Consider the following 17,276-nt stretch of genomic DNA (forward strand, 5'->3'; position numbering starts at 1 on the left):
AAGACGCAGCGAAACGATAGTGGCACAAAGAGATTATGTAAGCCGAGGGCGCTCAGGAGCGCGGCGCAAAAGCACCAGCCGGAAAAAACGCAGTGCGCCAGCAGTATCTAAAACCGTGGTGGCGCTGGCCGTCGCGCTATTAGTGGTATTTGTTGGTGGCCTCTATTTCATCACCCACAATAAGCCGGGTGAGCTTCCGTTATTGCCCAGCCATGACCCTCGTACCGGTAATGGGTTACCGCCCAAACCGGAAGAGCGCTGGCGTTATATTAAAGAGCTGGAAAATCGCCAAATTGGTGTACCGATGCCAACAGAGCCTTCTGCTGGTGGCGAAGTTAATTCCCAGACACAACTGACTAATGAGCAGCGCCAATTGCTAGAGCAGATGCAGGCAGATATGCGCCAGCAGCCAACGCAGTTATCAGAGGTTCCGTATAACCAAGGGATGCCGGTGCCACGCTCTGCTGTGACCATCAAACCACCGGTCACGACCCTGCAACAGCAGCCGCTAACACCGCCGCGCCAGACTACCGCGCCGGTACAGAAGCAGACGCCAGTACAATCGCCTGTGGCTACCCCACAGCGCGCGCAACCGGCAGCTCCGGTAACACCGGCCGTTACACCGCCGAAACCGGAGAAAGAAAAAGAGAAAGAGAAAGAAAAAGCGCAACGTTGGATGGTGCAGTGTGGTTCATTCAAAGCCATCGATCAGGCCGAATCTATCCGCGCCCAATTGGCATTTGGCGGTATCGAAAGCCGCATTACCAGCGGTGGTGGCTGGAATCGTGTGGTCCTTGGCCCTTACAGTACCAAAGCAGCCGCTGATAGTACCTTGCAACGTTTGAAAGGCGCGGGTCAATCAGGATGCATTCCCCTCGCTGTAGGGGGTTGAAAAGTAGCAATCCTCCCCCATTTATAATCTCAATATACCCCGTACTGTTTTTTGACAGGCAGTACGGGGACTCATTCAGTCTGCAACGAGGGTCCGCTCGTGACAACAATTGTAAGTGTACGCCGTAATGGTCATGTCGTTATTGGTGGTGATGGCCAGGTCACTCTGGGTAATACCGTAATGAAGGGTAATGCCAAAAAAGTACGCCGCCTTTATAACAATAAAGTGATTGCGGGCTTTGCTGGCGGTACTGCCGATGCCTTTACGCTGTTTGAGCTGTTTGAGCGCAAACTGGAGATGCATCAAGGCCATCTGACTAAAGCGGCTGTCGAGTTAGCCAAAGACTGGCGTACTGATCGTATGTTACGCAAGCTTGAAGCACTACTGGCTGTAGCGGATGAAACAGCATCACTCATCATTACCGGCAACGGCGATGTTGTTCAACCAGAAGACGACCTGATTGCTATCGGTTCCGGTGGGCCTTATGCCCAATCTGCCGCGCGCGCGCTGTTAGACAATACTGAATTAAGTGCCAAAGATATCGTTGAGAAGTCTCTGAGCATTGCGGGGGATATCTGTATCTATACCAACCGCTTCCAAACCATCGAAGAATTAACGTATAAAGCGTAAGGATAGAGTGACATGTCTGAAATGACCCCACGCGAAATCGTCAGCGAACTTGATAGCTACATCATCGGCCAGGATAAAGCTAAACGTGCGGTGGCAATTGCCCTGCGTAATCGCTGGCGCCGTATGCAGCTCAATGAAGAGTTGCGTCACGAAGTTACCCCTAAAAACATTCTGATGATCGGTCCAACCGGTGTCGGTAAAACTGAAATTGCTCGCCGTCTGGCAAAATTGGCCAATGCGCCATTTATCAAAGTTGAAGCGACCAAATTCACCGAAGTGGGTTATGTTGGTAAAGAAGTGGATTCTATTATCCGCGATCTGACCGATGCGGCTGTGAAAATGGTTCGCCATCAATCAATTGAGAAAATGCGTTACCGGGCTGAAGAGTTAGCCGAAGAACGTATTCTGGACGTGTTGATTCCACCGGCCAAAAATAACTGGGGCCAGCCGGATGAAACACAAGAGCCATCCGCTACCCGCCAGGCTTTCCGCAAAAAATTGCGTGAAGGGCAACTGGACGACAAAGAGATTGAAATCGATCTGGCTGCTTCGCCGATGGGGGTTGAAATCATGGCACCTCCTGGCATGGAAGAGATGACTAACCAGTTACAATCTATGTTCCAGAACATCGCCGGTCAGAAACAAAAACCGCGTAAAGTCAAAATCAAAGACGCATTCAAACTGCTGATTGAGGAAGAAGGCGCGAAACTGGTCAATCCAGAAGAACTGAAACAGCAAGCGATTGATGCCGTTGAACAACACGGGATCGTGTTCATCGATGAAATCGATAAAATCTGTAAACGCGGTCAAACATCAGGCCCGGATGTATCCCGTGAAGGGGTACAGCGTGACTTGCTGCCATTGGTCGAAGGTTGCACCGTATCAACTAAACACGGCATGGTGAAAACTGACCATATCTTGTTTATTGCCTCCGGCGCATTCCAGGTGTCCAGCCCGTCAGATCTTATCCCGGAATTGCAAGGCCGCCTGCCAATCCGCGTTGAATTGCAGGCGCTGACCACCGATGATTTCGAGCGTATCCTGACCGAGCCAAGTGCCTCATTAACCGAGCAGTACAAAGCGCTGATGGCTACTGAAGGGGTTACCGTTGAATTTACTCGCGAAGGTATCCGCAAAATTGCTGAAGCAGCATGGCAGGTTAACGAGCGCACCGAGAATATCGGCGCACGCCGCTTGCATACCGTGCTGGAGCGTTTGATGGAAGATATCTCCTATGACGCTAGCGAAAGTAATGGTCAATCCATCACTATTGATGCTGTATATGTTGGTAAGCATCTTGATGAGCTGGTAGCAGATGAAGATCTGAGTCGTTTTATCCTATAATTCGCTTTATATCTTTATGCTGGATAAAATAGTCCGCCAGGACAATATCGAGTGGGAGGCATCGCCTCCCACTGTTGTTTTTTGACAGACATAATGTTTTTAACACGCCGATATGGGCGGACCAGACTCCTAATATAATAAAATGAAGCGAAACATGAGCCTATCAACCAACACCAGCCAGACCCAGGCTTGGCTGGAAAGCCTGCGACCACGAACCCTGCCACTGGCCTTTGCCTCAATCGTTACCGGTTCAGCCCTTGCTGTCTGGCTCGATAGTTTTAAACCTGCCGTAGCACTCCTCGCCTTATTAACTGCTGGCCTGCTGCAAATTCTATCTAATCTGGCTAATGATTACGGTGATGCCATCAAGGGCAGTGATACTGAAGAGCGTATCGGGCCATTGCGCGGGATGCAAAAAGGGATGATTACCCGCCAGCAGATGAAAGTGGCGCTGATTGTTACCGTTATTCTGACGATTATTTCCGGTATCGCACTCATTGCTGTGGCCTGTGAAAAACCCAGCGATGTTTTAGGCTTTTTATTGCTTGGGTTAATGGCAATTGTGGCAGCTATTACCTATACCGTCGGTAGCAAACCCTATGGTTATATGGGGCTGGGTGATATTTCAGTACTGGTCTTCTTCGGCTGGCTGAGTGTCGCGGGGACTTACTATCTCCAGGCTGGGCACTTTGACACTATCGTGATGTTACCCGCTACGGCCTGCGGTTTACTGGCAACTGCGGTTTTGAATATTAATAATTTGCGCGATATTGAAAACGACGCAGCTAATGGTAAAAACACGTTGGCAGTGCGTTTGGGGCCGGTGGTCGCACGTTATTATCATGCCATATTAATCGCGGCAGCAATTTTGTGCCTGGCAATATTCACGCTTCAGAATTTGCATAGCTGGGCCGGTTGGATCTTTATTCTAGCCGTTCCGTTACTGGTCAAACATGCGCTGTTTGTACTGCGTGAGCCTACTGCTGCTGGTATGCGCCCAATGCTTGAGCATATGGTTAAAGCCGCATTACTGACCAACGTTCTGTTTGCTGTCGGTCTGGTATTCAGTTAATCCCAGCGGTTTGTTCTTCAAACCTTCTCCGGGCCACACCCCATAAAGGCCAGCCCGGATAAATTTAACAATTGATGATTTTGCCAACAGTAGCCAGAAAGGGATATACTTAATCTCCCAGCCGCAACCAGACGTTAATCCTATGAAATATGATACTTCCGAACTCTGTGATACCTATCATGAAGAGGTAAATGTGGTAGAACCACTGTTCTCCAATTTTGGGGGGCGCACTTCATTTGGTGGCAAGATTACTACTGTAAAATGTTTCGAAGATAACGGCTTATTGTTCGACCTGCTTGAAGAAAATGGTCTGGGCCGAGTTCTGGTCGTTGACGGCGGTGGCTCGGTGCGCCGTGCATTAATCGATGCTGAGTTAGCTGAATTGGCATTGAAAAACGAGTGGGAAGGCATTGTGGTTTACGGTGCCGTGCGTCAGGTAGACGATCTGGCGGAGTTAGATATCGGTATTCAGGCAATGGCTGCAATTCCGGTAGGTGCGGCAGATGAAGGCATTGGTGAGAGCGACATCCGTGTGAACTTTGGCGGTGTAACGTTCTTCTCTGGTGACCACTTGTACGCAGATAACACTGGGATCATCTTGTCAGAAGAGCCACTGGATATTGAATAATATCCCTCTGATTTTCATAAGAAAGGGCGATATTGATATCGCCCTTTTTGCTACTTCGTATTTGCAGTAGCTACGTGACAAGCTGCCTTCAACAACCGATTACAATTGCATTAAGCCAGCCGGCACTTAGACTTCTTCCATCTTTCCCAACAGTGCCCGCAGACGATCCTGCCAAACATGCTGCTCTTGTTTTAGTTGCTCATTTTCGCGCACTAAGGCTTCACGGCCACCAGCAGCATCCTGAACTTCTTGGGACAGGGTGTTATTCTTCTCTTTCAGCTCTTCAATTTCCATCTGTAGCAAAGTGATGGTATCAATCGCCTGCTGAACTTTAACTTCCAATTTCTCAAATACTTCAAATGACATTCTTCGGTCCCCTTATGGTAGCAAGGCGTACATCTTTTGGTCGCAGTCATCATTCTTAGCCGACGTCGCCGTATTAACTAAGTCACCGTATCTACTGAGCTGACCCTCGGCAGATGAAACTGCTGTGAATACTTATCGCGCTATATATCCATCGAACTAGGTGTAACAAGCGCTATGTTCTAACGCGTTCCTTTGCAGAGGCAACGCAGCTTGATAAAAACGATGCTCTTGATAAACCGATTGTATGTAGCCAGCCCCCCCCTGTCTAGCGCCATACCGGTACAAACCACACTCTGTAGCAATTTCGTGTCAGTAACTATCAGCAAAAACCGAAAAACCGCTATGACCCATCCTGTAAAGTTATACATGCCTTTAACAACTGATAGCGAAACCACTGGTCTGATCACACTTTCAAAGTCCCTTAACAGCCGTGAATAACGCGAAATCGCTCATTTTTATGACACACCACACACATTTTGATTTCGCTATTTCTCGTTTGTGCTCGTTAACGATAAATTTACATCACTCCCTTCGCGGTTCGAAGGGCAAAAATAAGAAATACCCTATAAATCTCTGTCTGTAGGACATCTACTATGAGCCAAACCGCTAGTTCGACGTTGAAGGGCCAGTGTATTGCGGAGTTTCTCGGTACCGGTCTGCTGATCTTTTTTGGTGTAGGCTGCGTTGCTGCATTGAAGTTGGCTGGAGCCAGTTTTGGGCAGTGGGAAATCAGTATCATTTGGGGCCTGGGTGTTGCCATGGCCATCTATTTGACAGCAGCAATCTCAGGTGCACATCTTAATCCGGCCGTAACCATTGCATTGTGGTTATTCGCTTGTTTCGATCGCCGTAAAGTTCTCCCTTACATTGTGGCGCAGGTTGCCGGCGCATTTTGCGCTGCCGCGTTAGTGTACGGCCTCTATTACAACCTATTTGTCGATTTCGAACAAACGCACCAAGTGGTTCGCGGTAGTGCCGAGAGCCTGAATCTGGCCGGAATCTTCTCAACTTATCCAAATCCTCATATTTCTGTGTTCCAGGCCTTCCTGGTTGAAACAGTGATTACTGCCATTCTGATGTGTCTGATTCTGGCACTGACCGATGATGGTAACGGTATTCCACGCGGCCCACTGGCTCCTCTACTGATTGGTATCTTGATTGCCGTTATCGGTGCATCTATGGGTCCATTGACTGGGTTTGCATTGAATCCAGCACGTGACTTTGGTCCAAAGGTATTTGCTTATCTGGCAGGTTGGGGCGAAATTGCCTTCACTGGCGGGCGTGATATTCCTTACTTCCTGGTCCCTATTTTCGGGCCTATCGTCGGTGCATTACTTGGTGCTTTCGGTTATCGCGCCCTGATTGGCCGCCATTTACCGTGCGATGTCTGCGTGGTTGATGATGAAGAAACCACGGTAACGACCACAGAACGTAAAGCATAAATAATAGATACTACCCAATAGATTTACGGCAACTTAAAAGTAGGCTAACTATGACAACTGAAAATACTACTCAAAAGAAATACATTGTTGCGCTTGATCAGGGAACCACCAGCTCCAGAGCCGTGGTGCTGGATCATGATGCCAATATCGTGAGTGTTTCTCAGCGCGAATTCACTCAAATTTACCCGAAAGCCGGTTGGGTTGAACATGACCCGATGGAAATCTGGGCGACGCAAAGCTCAACACTGGTTGAAGTACTGGCAAAAGCCGGTATCAGTTCTGACGAAATCGCCGGTATCGGTATTACCAACCAACGTGAAACAACCATTGTTTGGGATAAAGTAACTGGGAAACCAGTGTATAACGCCATTGTTTGGCAATGCCGTCGTACTGCTGATATCTGCGAAAAACTGAAAAAAGAAGGGCTGGAAGAGTACATCCGTTACAACACCGGCCTGGTGGTCGACCCTTACTTCTCCGGCACCAAAGTGAAATGGATCCTTGATAACGTCGAGGGTGCCCGTGAGCGCGCTGAACGCGGTGAGTTACTGTTTGGTACGGTGGATACCTGGCTGGTATGGAACATGACCCAAGGCCGCGTACACGTTACGGATTACACAAACGCATCACGTACCATGATGTTTAATATCCGTACCAAAGAGTGGGATGACCGTATGCTGAAAGCGCTGAATATTCCGCGCGCTATGCTGCCTGAAGTCCGTCCATCCTCAGAAGTTTACGGCCAGACCAACATTGGTGGTAAAGGCGGGACCCGTATTCCAATCGCAGGGATCGCGGGTGACCAGCAAGCGGCCTTGTTCGGTCAACTTTGTGTACAACCCGGTATGGCCAAAAATACCTACGGAACCGGCTGTTTCCTGTTGATGAATACCGGTACAGAAGCCGTTCAGTCTACTCATGGCCTGCTGACTACTATTGCCTGCGGCCCACGAGGTGAAGTTAACTATGCACTGGAAGGCGCGGTATTTATTGGCGGCGCATCTATCCAGTGGCTGCGTGATGAGCTAAAACTGATCAGTGATGCTACCGACTCCGAATATTTCGCCACTAAAGTGAAAGACAGCAACGGCGTATACGTAGTGCCAGCGTTCACCGGCCTCGGCGCCCCTTATTGGGACCCGTATGCCCGAGGTGCGATTTTCGGCCTAACACGTGGGGTTAACAGTAACCACATTATCCGTGCAACCCTTGAATCGATTGCTTACCAGACGCGTGATGTACTGGATGCGATGCAGGCAGATGCCGGCGAACGTCTGAAATCACTGCGTGTGGACGGTGGTGCGGTGGCGAATAACTTCCTGATGCAGTTCCAGGCCGATATTCTGGGTACCCGCGTTGAGCGCCCAGCGGTTCGTGAAAGTACCGCTCTCGGTGCTGCGTTCCTCGCAGGTCTTGCGACTGGCTTCTGGAGTGATCTGGATGAAGTGAAAAGCAAGGCAACGATTGAACGCGAATTCCGCCCAGGGATTGAAACCACTGAACGTGATGTTCGCTACCGTGGCTGGAAGAAAGCCGTGGCACGTGCCCAGGCATGGGAAGAACACGAAGAGTAACGGCCCGCTTGTTTTACACTGTTTTTTGTAAACCAAAGGCGCCATCATCCCTGATGGTGCCTTTTTATTGTGAAAAATCTCATCCCGCCAAAAGACACCCCTACGGCTTTACTTCGCAAAGATGGTAGAATTCCTGCTTACATCCTTCTTCTATTACCCTAAATAATTCGAGTTGCAGAAAGGCAGCAAGCGAGAAAAGCCCCAAGAGCTTACATTAAGTAGGTGACTGGGATGACAAATCTGCTTGCAGCGGCCTCGCCTTGCGAGGCCCATGGACGGGCCGAGTAACGAGCGTAGCCAACACACTTGCAGCTTGAAGTATGACGGGGATACAGGTCTAACCATGAAACGTGAACTAGCCATCGAGTTTTCCCGTGTCACCGAAGCTGCCGCGCTGGCAGGCTATAAGTGGCTGGGCCGGGGCGATAAGAATGCCGCCGACGGCGCTGCCGTACGGGCCATGCGTATTATGCTCAATCAAGTCAATATTGATGGGCAGATTGTTATCGGTGAAGGTGAAATCGATGAAGCACCGATGCTGTTTATCGGTGAAAACGTGGGGACCGGTCAAGGTGATGCTGTTGATATTGCGGTTGACCCGATTGAAGGCACCCGTATGACAGCCATGGGCCAGGCAAATGCGCTGGCAGTGCTGGCAGTGGGAGATAAAGGGACATTTTTACATGCCCCGGATATGTACATGGAAAAGCTGGTGGTTGGACCGGGAGCCAAAGGGGCTATCGACCTTAACCTACCGCTGGAACAAAACCTGCGCAATATCGCCATCAAGCTCAATAAACCCTTGAGTGATTTAACTGTTATCACGCTGGCTAAACCACGCCATGACGGTATCATCGCTGAAATGCAGCAACTTGGGGTGAAAGTGTTTGCCATTCCAGATGGCGACGTGGCAGCGTCCATTTTGACCTGCATGCCAGAAAGCGAAGTCGATGTGATGTACTGCATCGGTGGTGCGCCTGAAGGTGTCATTTCTGCTGCGGTGATCCGTGCACTGGATGGCGATATGCAAGGCCGCTTGTTGCCACGCCATCAAGTTAAGGGCGATAACGAAGATAACCGCCGTATGGGTGAACAAGAATTGATACGTTGCAAATCCATGGGTATTGAAGCAGGTAAGGTGCTGTTATTGGGGGATATGGCCCGTAATGACAATGTGATTTTCTCTGCAACCGGTATTACCAAAGGCGACTTGCTGGAAGGGATTTATCGTAAAGGCAACATGGCGACCACTGAGACACTGCTGATCCGGGGTAAATCCCGCACTATCCGCCGTATCCGTTCGACCCATTTCCTTGATCGCAAAGACTCAGCCTTACACGAGTTCTTGCTGTAAACCGCCCCGTGAATCTTTTTCGTCCTCTTTGAGCAAAAAATAAAACGGGTACCGCATTAAATCAGTACCCGTTTTTATCTGCCGACTTAAGCATGATGCTCTTGTGGTTGCATCCGATGAGATAACGGCCACCAGCACAGCAAAATCAGAATTGCCATGGCAAACATCAGTAGCCCCAAACTAAATTGCCCGGTTTGTGGCAGCATAGCTGACAACCAGGTAGCCAATCCTGATCCCATATTCTGCAATCCCCCCACTAATGCCCCTGCCGCACCGGCCAGGTATGGAAACGGCTCCATGGCACCGGTAGTTGCCAGTGGGAACAGCATTCCGGCACCAAAGAAGAACAACGCTGCCGGTATCACCAGCGTCCAGATATTCATGATGCCGAACCAACCAGGGATCCACATCATCAACCCGGCCAGCAGGCAACTGATAACCGAATGCCACATCAGGCTGTGAAAGGTTTTACCCTCGCGCCCGGCATACCATGCACCGAAAAATGCGGCGGGGATCGGCAGAATAAACAGAATACTGACCATCATACCGCTCAGCCCCAGCACACCCCCCATCAACACGCCGGCACTGGCTTCAAATACGGCAATCCCGGCCAACGCTCCAATCAACATGATTAAATAGCAGCTAAAGGCCCGGTCAGAGAGTAACAGGCGGAAGCTGGCCAACATTCGCCGCTTTTCAGTTTGCTGTGGCCGAGTCTCCGGCAACCAGCGGAACATACAAAACGCCACACCACCACACAGAAATAGCAAGAACGCATAGCAAGCGCGCCAGCCAAATAGACTGGCCAGTACTCCGCCGATAACCGGTGCCATTAAAGGGCTGACTAAAATACCCATATTTAACATGCTGTTGGCGTAACGTAGCGCCGTACCGGCATATAAATCCCGTGGCATAGTGCGTGCCATCACACCTGCAACTCCCGTCCCCATCCCCTGCAAAGCGCTGGCAGCAACCAACATGGTCAGGCTATCCGCCAGCCAAGCCCCAAGCGCGCCCAACATGAATATCATCATACCGACCAGAATCACTGGCCGGCGACCAACCCGGTCTGATAGCGGGCCATAAATCAATTGTGAAAAACCATAGGTCAATAGATACGCTGCCATCACGCGCTGCACCACTCCGGTGCGAACCGATAAATCACGGGCGATATCCGAGATAACCGGCACATAAATGGTTTGCGCCATCTGACCAACGGCAACCAGGAGGATCAACATAACCAGCAGGTGGAAATTTTCTATTTTTCTCATTGTCTTAACTAGTCTATTAGCCGGACTACGTGCCACATTGATATTGAAAAAGTGACACACCTCACTATTGGCGCATAAGCTAACAAATCTAGGAATTTTAGCGAGCCAGCACGACATATTGCTAAACAGCCAACTGGCAGATAAAAACACCATGGGCGTAAAGTAAACTGTCCATCTAGGCAGAGACCGGTATTCCCCAGTAGATAAAACAGGACATAACATTTAATCGATAATACTTTTCAGCTAGATACCATAAAATATCGCCATCGCTTTAGGCATCACTTCAGATAAGCATATGACGGGAAAAGAATTATGGCTGAATGGGTTAGTGGCAAGATTACTCACATCGAACGCTGGACAGATTCTCTGTTTAGTATTCGGGTCAATGCGCCAATTGACCCCTTTACTGCCGGTCAATTTGCCAAGCTGGCGTTAGATATTAATGGTGAGCGAGTGCAACGGGCTTATTCGTATGTCAATGCACCGAGCGACGAAAATCTGGAGTTTTATCTGGTCACAGTACCGGAAGGCAAACTCAGCCCACGGCTGGACCAGTTGCCCGTAGGCGGTGAAGTGATGGTCACCAAGCAAGCGGCGGGCTTCTTTGTGCTAGAAGAGATCCCCGATTGCGATACCTTGTGGATGCTAGCCACCGGCACCGCGATTGGCCCCTATCTGTCAATTTTACAGGAAGGGCGTGATTTAGAACGCTTCCAAAATCTGGTGTTGGTCCATGCGGCACGTTTCGCCCGTGACCTCAGCTACCTGCCACTGATGCAACAACTTGAACAGCGCTACAACGGCAAGTTACGTATCCAAACAGTGGTGAGCCGTGAGGAGTCCCACGGTTCATTGACAGGCAGAGTTCCGGCATTGATTGAGAATGGCTCACTGGAAGCGGCTGTCGGCCTGAAAATTGACGCGCATGACAGCCATGTAATGCTATGCGGTAACCCGCAGATGGTGCGAGATACTCAGCAGTTGCTGAAAGAGCAGCGCGAGATGCGAAAACATTTGCGCCGTAAACCGGGGCATATGACCAGCGAGCAATATTGGTAATAAAAAGTGAACCAAGGGTTGGCATGTTGCCCTTGGTTCAGCTTAGATAGCAAGGTGCAGGTGTTATTGCGCCTTCTCCGCCAAATATTTCACGGGCACCGCTTCAGGGCCAAAACGGTTATTCCCCTCGGTACCGACAAAAGCACCACAATCAATAAACATCATGACGATAATAAGCGTAGGGATGAAACGCCCTACCCCCCACTGCCAGATAGGTGCCAACATCTGCCAATTACCGGCCATCAGCATCCAGGCCAGTACCACCAAAAATGCCCACCAACCGGCTTTATTACGGTCATGAAGCCGTTTAACCACCACTGCCGCCGTTGGCCACAGCAAAAAAACAATCGCAAAAGCCGCAGTCTGAATAGGTAACCAATCCTTACCTGCCAGCGTAAAAACAACCAGCATTGCCAACAGCCACAAACCAATCCAGATCCAAAAGTCCCGCCGCCCGATACGGCCTTTAAACGAGAAACACCACTGCTGTATTGTCATCAATGAACCGATCCATTTACCTGATATAATTTACAGTTGATATATACTCAATAGAGTACCCCAATGCCGCAACTAACCTATAATCTTTGCAGTGAATTTTGACAATCACCCTCAATTACCGCTTTAATCCCCTACACACACTTCTAACGACGGCATAAGTCATGAGAAAAGAGAGAGTCGCGATACTGGCAATACTGCTGCTAATAGCAACAGTTAGCCGCGCTCATGCCGACCCCGCAGACGACAGCGGTCAGCCAACGGAAGAGGCTCAGCCGACCGCGCCTTATCTACTTTCTGGCGCGCCGACTTTTGATTTAACACTGGTCAAATTCCGTGAAAGCTATAACCGCACGAACCCAACACTGCCTCTCAGTGAGTTTCATGCGATTACAGTAAAAGATGATCTGCCCCCACTGACTCGGGCTGCCAGTAAGATTAATGAGAATCTCTATGCTTCGACCGCACTGGAGAAAGGTACCGGTAAGATTAAGACCTTACAAATTACCTATTTGCCGATAAAAGGGAGTGAAGAGAAAGCGGCCCGACTAGTGGCTGTCAATTATATGGCAGCCCTGATGCGCCAGTTTGAGCCCACACTCACGCTCCAGCAAAGTCTCGATAATGTGCAGCAACTGCTGACACAAGGTAAAGGTTCGCCTTTCTATGCCCATCCCGTTGGCGCAATTCGCTATGTGGTAGCGGATAACGGCGAAAAAGGGCTAACTTTCGCTGTTGAACCGATTAAGCTGTCACTATCTGAAGCATAGTCTTGCCGCAATTAATGACGAAAAGCAAAGCCATTGCCACTAATCATCTCTATACTGTTGGACAGGTAAACTGCCTGTCGGGCAGTCATTATTATTGACCCTCGCGTCCCCTTGTTGGAGGAAGAAACATGCGTCATCCATTAGTTATGGGTAACTGGAAGCTGAACGGTAGCACTAACATGGTCAAAGAGCTTATCGCTGGCCTGCGTACAGAACTAAGCACCGTTGACGGTTGTGGTGTTGCTATTGCCCCACCGACTATCTATCTGAATCAAGCTAAGCACGAGTTGGCAGGTAGCCGCATCGCTCTGGGTGCACAGAATGTTGATGTGAACCTGTCTGGCGCATTTACCGGTGAAACCTCTGCTGACATGCTGAAAGATATCGGTGCACAGTACATCATCATCGGTCACTCTGAGCGCCGTACTTATCACAAAGAAAGTGATGAATTCATCGCCAAGAAATTTGGCGTTCTGAAAGAAGCCGGTCTGATCCCTGTTTTGTGTATCGGTGAATCCGAAGCAGAAAACGAAGCGGGCCAAACTGAAGCAGTCTGCGCCAAACAACTGGATGCGGTGCTGACTACTTTGGGCGTAAAAGCGTTCGAAGGCGCAGTCATTGCTTATGAACCAATTTGGGCAATCGGTACTGGCAAATCAGCCACTCCGGCACAGGCTCAGGCAGTTCATAAATTCATCCGTGACCATATCGCGAAACAAGATGCCGCGGTTGCAGCACAAGTTATCATTCAGTACGGCGGTTCTGTTAACGACAAAAACGCAGCAGAGCTGTTCACCCAGCCTGATATCGATGGCGCACTGGTTGGCGGCGCATCACTGAAAGCAGATGCTTTTGCGGTTATCGTGAAAGCAGCAGCGAAAGCTAAAAAAGCCTGATTTAGGTTTTAAGCTACTGATTAAGCTGGGGCAGATAATGTTCCGGCTTTTTTATTAATATCTTCGTGAAGTGCTGTTTTATACAGTTCAATTCCACCATCACCTATCGAGCCGAGAAATTTGCTTATCTCCGCGCATTTTCCTGCAATATTATCAAGATCACATTCAACATAAGTCTTTTTCTGCGTATCAAAAAAATGAATCAGTTTACTGTCTTTAAATTTAATCACATTACAGACATGGCCTTGTGTCGCCCCTGGTAAGAAGCGCCATAAGGCTGGTCGATAGATAACAAGGATGCCGTTTAATGCATCATCAGGCTGAGATTTTCGTAACTCAGAAATCAGTTCAGTAACAGAACAGCAACTTTCAGTTGGTAGCCCCATTTTTCCCTTTACATCCGCTCCTCTCAATTCTGGCATTGCAAGATATACATTATTCTTCTCGAATGTCTCAGCAAAGGCTGTTGCACAAGAGGCACAATTAGTTTGACCAAAACCATGGATACCCAATAACGCAAGCAAAGCCGCCAAAGGCCGTAACAATAGTGGTGGTTTACCGTCGCAATTGACTTTGTTTAATAAATAGTTTTCTAAGTACTCTTTTATGGTGCCAAAGCGGGAAAAGTTCTCAGGCTTTATCCCTTCGGGATCTTTCCTGTTTTCTATTACTTTGGGGGATATACAGGTATAGTTATTGTCTTGTATGACTGGTTGTTGTTGTATAACTTCGAATGAATCATCAGCTGACTCATTGTCCACTCGTAATGATAAAGCGCCACTCCCTCTTGTTAAGCTTGGTTCTGAGCTTGAAGCCGAATATTGAGTATTTTGTGAACCCACAGTAGAAATCGTATTAGTAATCATATATGCCCCTATAAATTACCCAGCCTTATTAGCTTATCTGACTAAATAACGCATTCAGTACCAGTTGGCGAATCGGAGCGTTTTTATCTGTAAAAAAGGAAACATTTATGAAAACAAATACGGAATTAATACAGCCAATATAACAAAACGCCCGCAAAACTAACTTACGGACGTCCGGTTAGATAAAACGGTTATCGCTTACTTATTTCGTCAAATATGCCACCAGTGGCGAAATGTGTCTGCTGTGCTTTCGTCCAGCCACCGAACACTTCATCGATAGTAAACAACTTCAATTTCGGGAACTCGTTGGCGAATTTAGCCGCCACTGCCGGATCCCGTGGCCGATAGTAATTCTTGGCAGCAATAGTCTGGCCTTCTGGCGAATAGAGGTATGTTAAGTAAGCATCCGCCACTTCCCGGGTACCACGCTTATCAACCACTTTATCCACTACAGATACCGTCGGTTCAGCCAAAATAGAGACACTTGGCGTGATGATATCAAACTTGTCTTTACCTACTTCATTCACCGCCAGCAGAGCTTCGTTCTCCCAGGCAATCAGCACATCGCCAATACCGCGCTCAACAAAGGTATTCGTGGCACCACGCGCGCCTGAGTCCAACACTTCCACATTCTTATACAGCGTTTTAACGAATTCCTGCGCTTTAGCCTGATCATTATTGTTGTGTTCTAACGCATAACCCCATGCCGCCAGATAGTTCCAACGCGCACCACCCGAGGTTTTCGGATTAGGTGTAATGACCGAAACTCCTGGTTTCACTAAATCTGACCAGTCATGAATCTGTTTCGGGTTCCCTTTACGCACCAGGAACACGATAGTTGAGGTATACGGCGCAGAGTTATCAGGCAGGCGCTTAATCCAGTTTTTATCAATACGACCACGCTCAGCAATAGCATCGACATCATATGCCAGTGCTAATGTCACCACATCAGCTTCAATACCATTAATAACCGAGGTCGCCTGCTTACCGGAACCGCCATGTGATTGACGCACCGTCACCTTATCACCGGTTTGCTGTTGCCAATGCTTACTGAATGCCTGGTTATATTCCTGATAGAATTCACGTGTCGGATCATATGACACATTCAGTAGTTGGATATCTTTTGCCATGGCACCTGATGCCAGCAGCAGTAATGACAGACCTACACCCCATTTACGCATTGACCCGCTCCCATAAATATTGTTATTAATTAAATAGTTATTAACCTATACCCTAAATAATTCAAGTTGCAGGAAGGCGGCAAGGGAGATAATCCCGATGAGCTTACATAAGTAAGTGATTAGGGTTATTGAGTGTAGCCAACACACACGCAGCTTGAAGTATGACGGGTATAAATTGTAATCAACTAAATTGGTTGACCTGATACTGAGCGTGCCAGAAACTTCCCGCGCAATTAAAGAATAAAAAAGTTTTGATTATATCAATACGAAATATACAGGCAGCACGACCAATAAATATCAAGTAATCGACACACCGGTGGTCTGAGAAATAGCAGGCATAAATGCAAAAAGCCCCCGGCATGCGGAGGCTTTTATATTGGATAATAGACTGTTTTAGAACAGTTTTTTAGCTGTGTCGTACCAATCTTCTTTAAATTTACTTTTCTTGTTCTCTGGCGCGATACAAACAGAGATAAGTTCATGCACCATTTTCTCGTTTTGTACACCAACGCAGAAACCACCTTGCGTATAGTCGTGCTCTTCCAACAACAAGTCGACGGCATAAGCACCCATACGGGAAGCCAGAATGCGGTCATAGGCTACTGGTGCACCACCGCGCTGAATGTGGCCTAATACGGTGCCACGGGTTTCACGGCCGGTTTCTTTCTCGATATATTTAGCCAGTTCGTCGATATCATCCAGTTTTTCAGTAATAGCAACGATAGCGTGCTTTTTACCTTTCGCGATGCCAGCTTTGATTTCATCAACCAAATCATCACGTTTAAATTCAACTTCAGGAATAGCAATAAACTCACAACCACCGGCAATGGCAGCCGCCAAAGTCAGGTCACCACAATAACGACCCATCACTTCAACGATAGAGATACGTTGGTGTGAAGAGGAGGTATCACGCAGACGGTCAATCGCTTCAACCACGGTCCCCAGTGCGGTGAAGAAACCGATGGTATAGTCAGTACCGGCCACATCGTTATCGATGGTGCCCGGTAAACCTACACAGTGGATACCACCCTCTTTGGTCAGCAAGTCTGCACCGGCATAAGAACCGTCACCACCGATAACCACCAGGCCATCGATACCACGGTCTTGCATGTTCTTCAGGGCCACTTTACGTTTTTCTGGCTGGCGGAACTCAGGAAAACGCGCAGAACCCAGGAAGGTACCACCACGGTTAATCATATCGGACACACTATAGCGGTCCAGTTTTCTCATGCGATTTTCATACAAGCCCAGGTAGCCATCTTCAATACCGTAAACTTCTAATCCTGCTGACAAAGCGGCACGAACCACCCCACGAATGGCCGCGTTCATACCTGGCGCGTCACCGCCGCTTGTTAGTACACCGATTTTTTTGACCATGACTACCTCTAAACTTGTAGATGCGATTTTTAAAATTCTTTATTTGCTAATTTTGTCTT

At 48.6% G+C, this 17,276-nt stretch carries 17 protein-coding genes; 11 read left to right on the forward strand and 6 right to left on the reverse strand.

Annotation, left to right across the window (positions count from 1 at the left end; genetic code table 11):
* The first annotated feature begins 19 nt into the window (after positions 1-19).
* From ftsN to rraA, 5 genes are all read left to right on the forward strand, one after another.
* Positions 20-892 (forward strand): cell division protein FtsN, encoded by an 873-nt coding sequence (gene ftsN, locus Q2T71_RS18275; RefSeq protein ID WP_372560121.1) that lies wholly within the window; start codon positions 20-22, stop codon positions 890-892.
* A 99-nt stretch (positions 893-991) separates the two neighbouring features.
* Positions 992-1,522: an ATP-dependent protease subunit HslV gene (gene hslV, locus Q2T71_RS18280; RefSeq protein WP_005190517.1), complete on the forward strand. Its 531-nt coding sequence runs from the start codon at positions 992-994 to the stop codon at positions 1,520-1,522.
* Positions 1,523-1,534: 12 nt separating this feature from the next.
* Positions 1,535-2,866, forward strand: coding sequence for an HslU--HslV peptidase ATPase subunit (gene hslU / locus Q2T71_RS18285; RefSeq protein ID WP_083161778.1), 1,332 nt, complete (start codon positions 1,535-1,537; stop codon positions 2,864-2,866).
* 154 nt (positions 2,867-3,020) lie between these two features.
* The gene (locus tag Q2T71_RS18290) at positions 3,021-3,938 is read left to right on the forward strand and encodes a 1,4-dihydroxy-2-naphthoate polyprenyltransferase (RefSeq protein ID WP_083161776.1); all 918 of its coding nucleotides are present in this window, start codon (positions 3,021-3,023) and stop codon (positions 3,936-3,938) included.
* Between the two features lie 142 nt (positions 3,939-4,080).
* Entirely contained in the window at positions 4,081-4,566 is a 486-nt protein-coding gene (gene rraA / locus Q2T71_RS18295; protein ID WP_083161774.1) for a ribonuclease E activity regulator RraA, read from the forward strand.
* 126 nt (positions 4,567-4,692) lie between these two features.
* Here rraA and zapB read toward each other — a convergent pair whose 3' ends face one another.
* On the reverse strand, positions 4,693-4,932 hold the full coding sequence (gene zapB / locus Q2T71_RS18300) for a septal ring assembly protein ZapB (protein WP_004704796.1): 240 nt from the start codon (positions 4,930-4,932) through the stop codon (positions 4,693-4,695).
* A gap of 593 nt (positions 4,933-5,525) precedes the next feature.
* On the opposite strand from zapB, the gene Q2T71_RS18305 reads away from it, so the two are divergent.
* From Q2T71_RS18305 to glpX, 3 genes are all read left to right on the forward strand, one after another.
* Positions 5,526-6,374, forward strand: coding sequence for an MIP/aquaporin family protein (locus Q2T71_RS18305; protein WP_083161772.1), 849 nt, complete (start codon positions 5,526-5,528; stop codon positions 6,372-6,374).
* A 50-nt stretch (positions 6,375-6,424) separates the two neighbouring features.
* Positions 6,425-7,948 carry a glycerol kinase GlpK gene (gene glpK / locus Q2T71_RS18310; RefSeq protein ID WP_083161770.1) on the forward strand — a complete coding sequence of 508 codons (1,524 nt, stop codon included), beginning with the start codon at positions 6,425-6,427 and terminating at the stop codon, positions 7,946-7,948.
* Between the two features lie 343 nt (positions 7,949-8,291).
* Positions 8,292-9,302 (forward strand): class II fructose-bisphosphatase, encoded by a 1,011-nt coding sequence (gene glpX / locus Q2T71_RS18315; RefSeq protein WP_083161768.1) that lies wholly within the window; start codon positions 8,292-8,294, stop codon positions 9,300-9,302.
* Positions 9,303-9,388: 86 nt separating this feature from the next.
* Here glpX and emrD read toward each other — a convergent pair whose 3' ends face one another.
* Positions 9,389-10,573, reverse strand: a complete 1,185-nt coding sequence (emrD, locus tag Q2T71_RS18320; protein WP_372560122.1) for a multidrug efflux MFS transporter EmrD — start codon at positions 10,571-10,573, stop codon at positions 9,389-9,391.
* Between the two features lie 312 nt (positions 10,574-10,885).
* Here emrD and fpr point away from each other — a divergent pair, with 312 nt between their 5' ends.
* Positions 10,886-11,632 carry a ferredoxin--NADP(+) reductase gene (fpr, locus tag Q2T71_RS18325; protein WP_372560123.1) on the forward strand — a complete coding sequence of 249 codons (747 nt, stop codon included), beginning with the start codon at positions 10,886-10,888 and terminating at the stop codon, positions 11,630-11,632.
* A 63-nt stretch (positions 11,633-11,695) separates the two neighbouring features.
* Here the strand turns inward: fpr and Q2T71_RS18330 are convergent, their stop codons facing one another.
* Entirely contained in the window at positions 11,696-12,130 is a 435-nt protein-coding gene (locus Q2T71_RS18330; RefSeq protein ID WP_372560124.1) for a DUF805 domain-containing protein, read from the reverse strand.
* 161 nt (positions 12,131-12,291) lie between these two features.
* Here Q2T71_RS18330 and Q2T71_RS18335 point away from each other — a divergent pair, with 161 nt between their 5' ends.
* Complete coding sequence (locus Q2T71_RS18335; RefSeq protein WP_102970506.1) at positions 12,292-12,897, forward strand: DUF1454 family protein; 606 nt, start codon at positions 12,292-12,294, stop codon at positions 12,895-12,897.
* 128 nt (positions 12,898-13,025) lie between these two features.
* Entirely contained in the window at positions 13,026-13,793 is a 768-nt protein-coding gene (gene tpiA, locus Q2T71_RS18340; RefSeq protein ID WP_372560125.1) for a triose-phosphate isomerase, read from the forward strand.
* 20 nt (positions 13,794-13,813) lie between these two features.
* Here tpiA and Q2T71_RS18345 read toward each other — a convergent pair whose 3' ends face one another.
* From Q2T71_RS18345 to pfkA, 3 genes are all read right to left on the reverse strand, one after another.
* On the reverse strand, positions 13,814-14,659 hold the full coding sequence (locus Q2T71_RS18345; RefSeq protein WP_372560126.1) for a hypothetical protein: 846 nt from the start codon (positions 14,657-14,659) through the stop codon (positions 13,814-13,816).
* Between the two features lie 191 nt (positions 14,660-14,850).
* Positions 14,851-15,840 (reverse strand): sulfate ABC transporter substrate-binding protein, encoded by a 990-nt coding sequence (locus Q2T71_RS18350; protein ID WP_372560127.1) that lies wholly within the window; start codon positions 15,838-15,840, stop codon positions 14,851-14,853.
* 393 nt (positions 15,841-16,233) lie between these two features.
* Positions 16,234-17,217 carry a 6-phosphofructokinase gene (pfkA, locus tag Q2T71_RS18355; protein ID WP_372560128.1) on the reverse strand — a complete coding sequence of 328 codons (984 nt, stop codon included), beginning with the start codon at positions 17,215-17,217 and terminating at the stop codon, positions 16,234-16,236.
* Positions 17,218-17,276: the final 59 nt, after the last annotated feature.

It is taken from the genome of Yersinia sp. 1652 StPb PI (assembly GCF_041538345.1).
Classification (GTDB): Bacteria; Pseudomonadota; Gammaproteobacteria; order Enterobacterales; family Enterobacteriaceae; genus Yersinia; species Yersinia enterocolitica_E.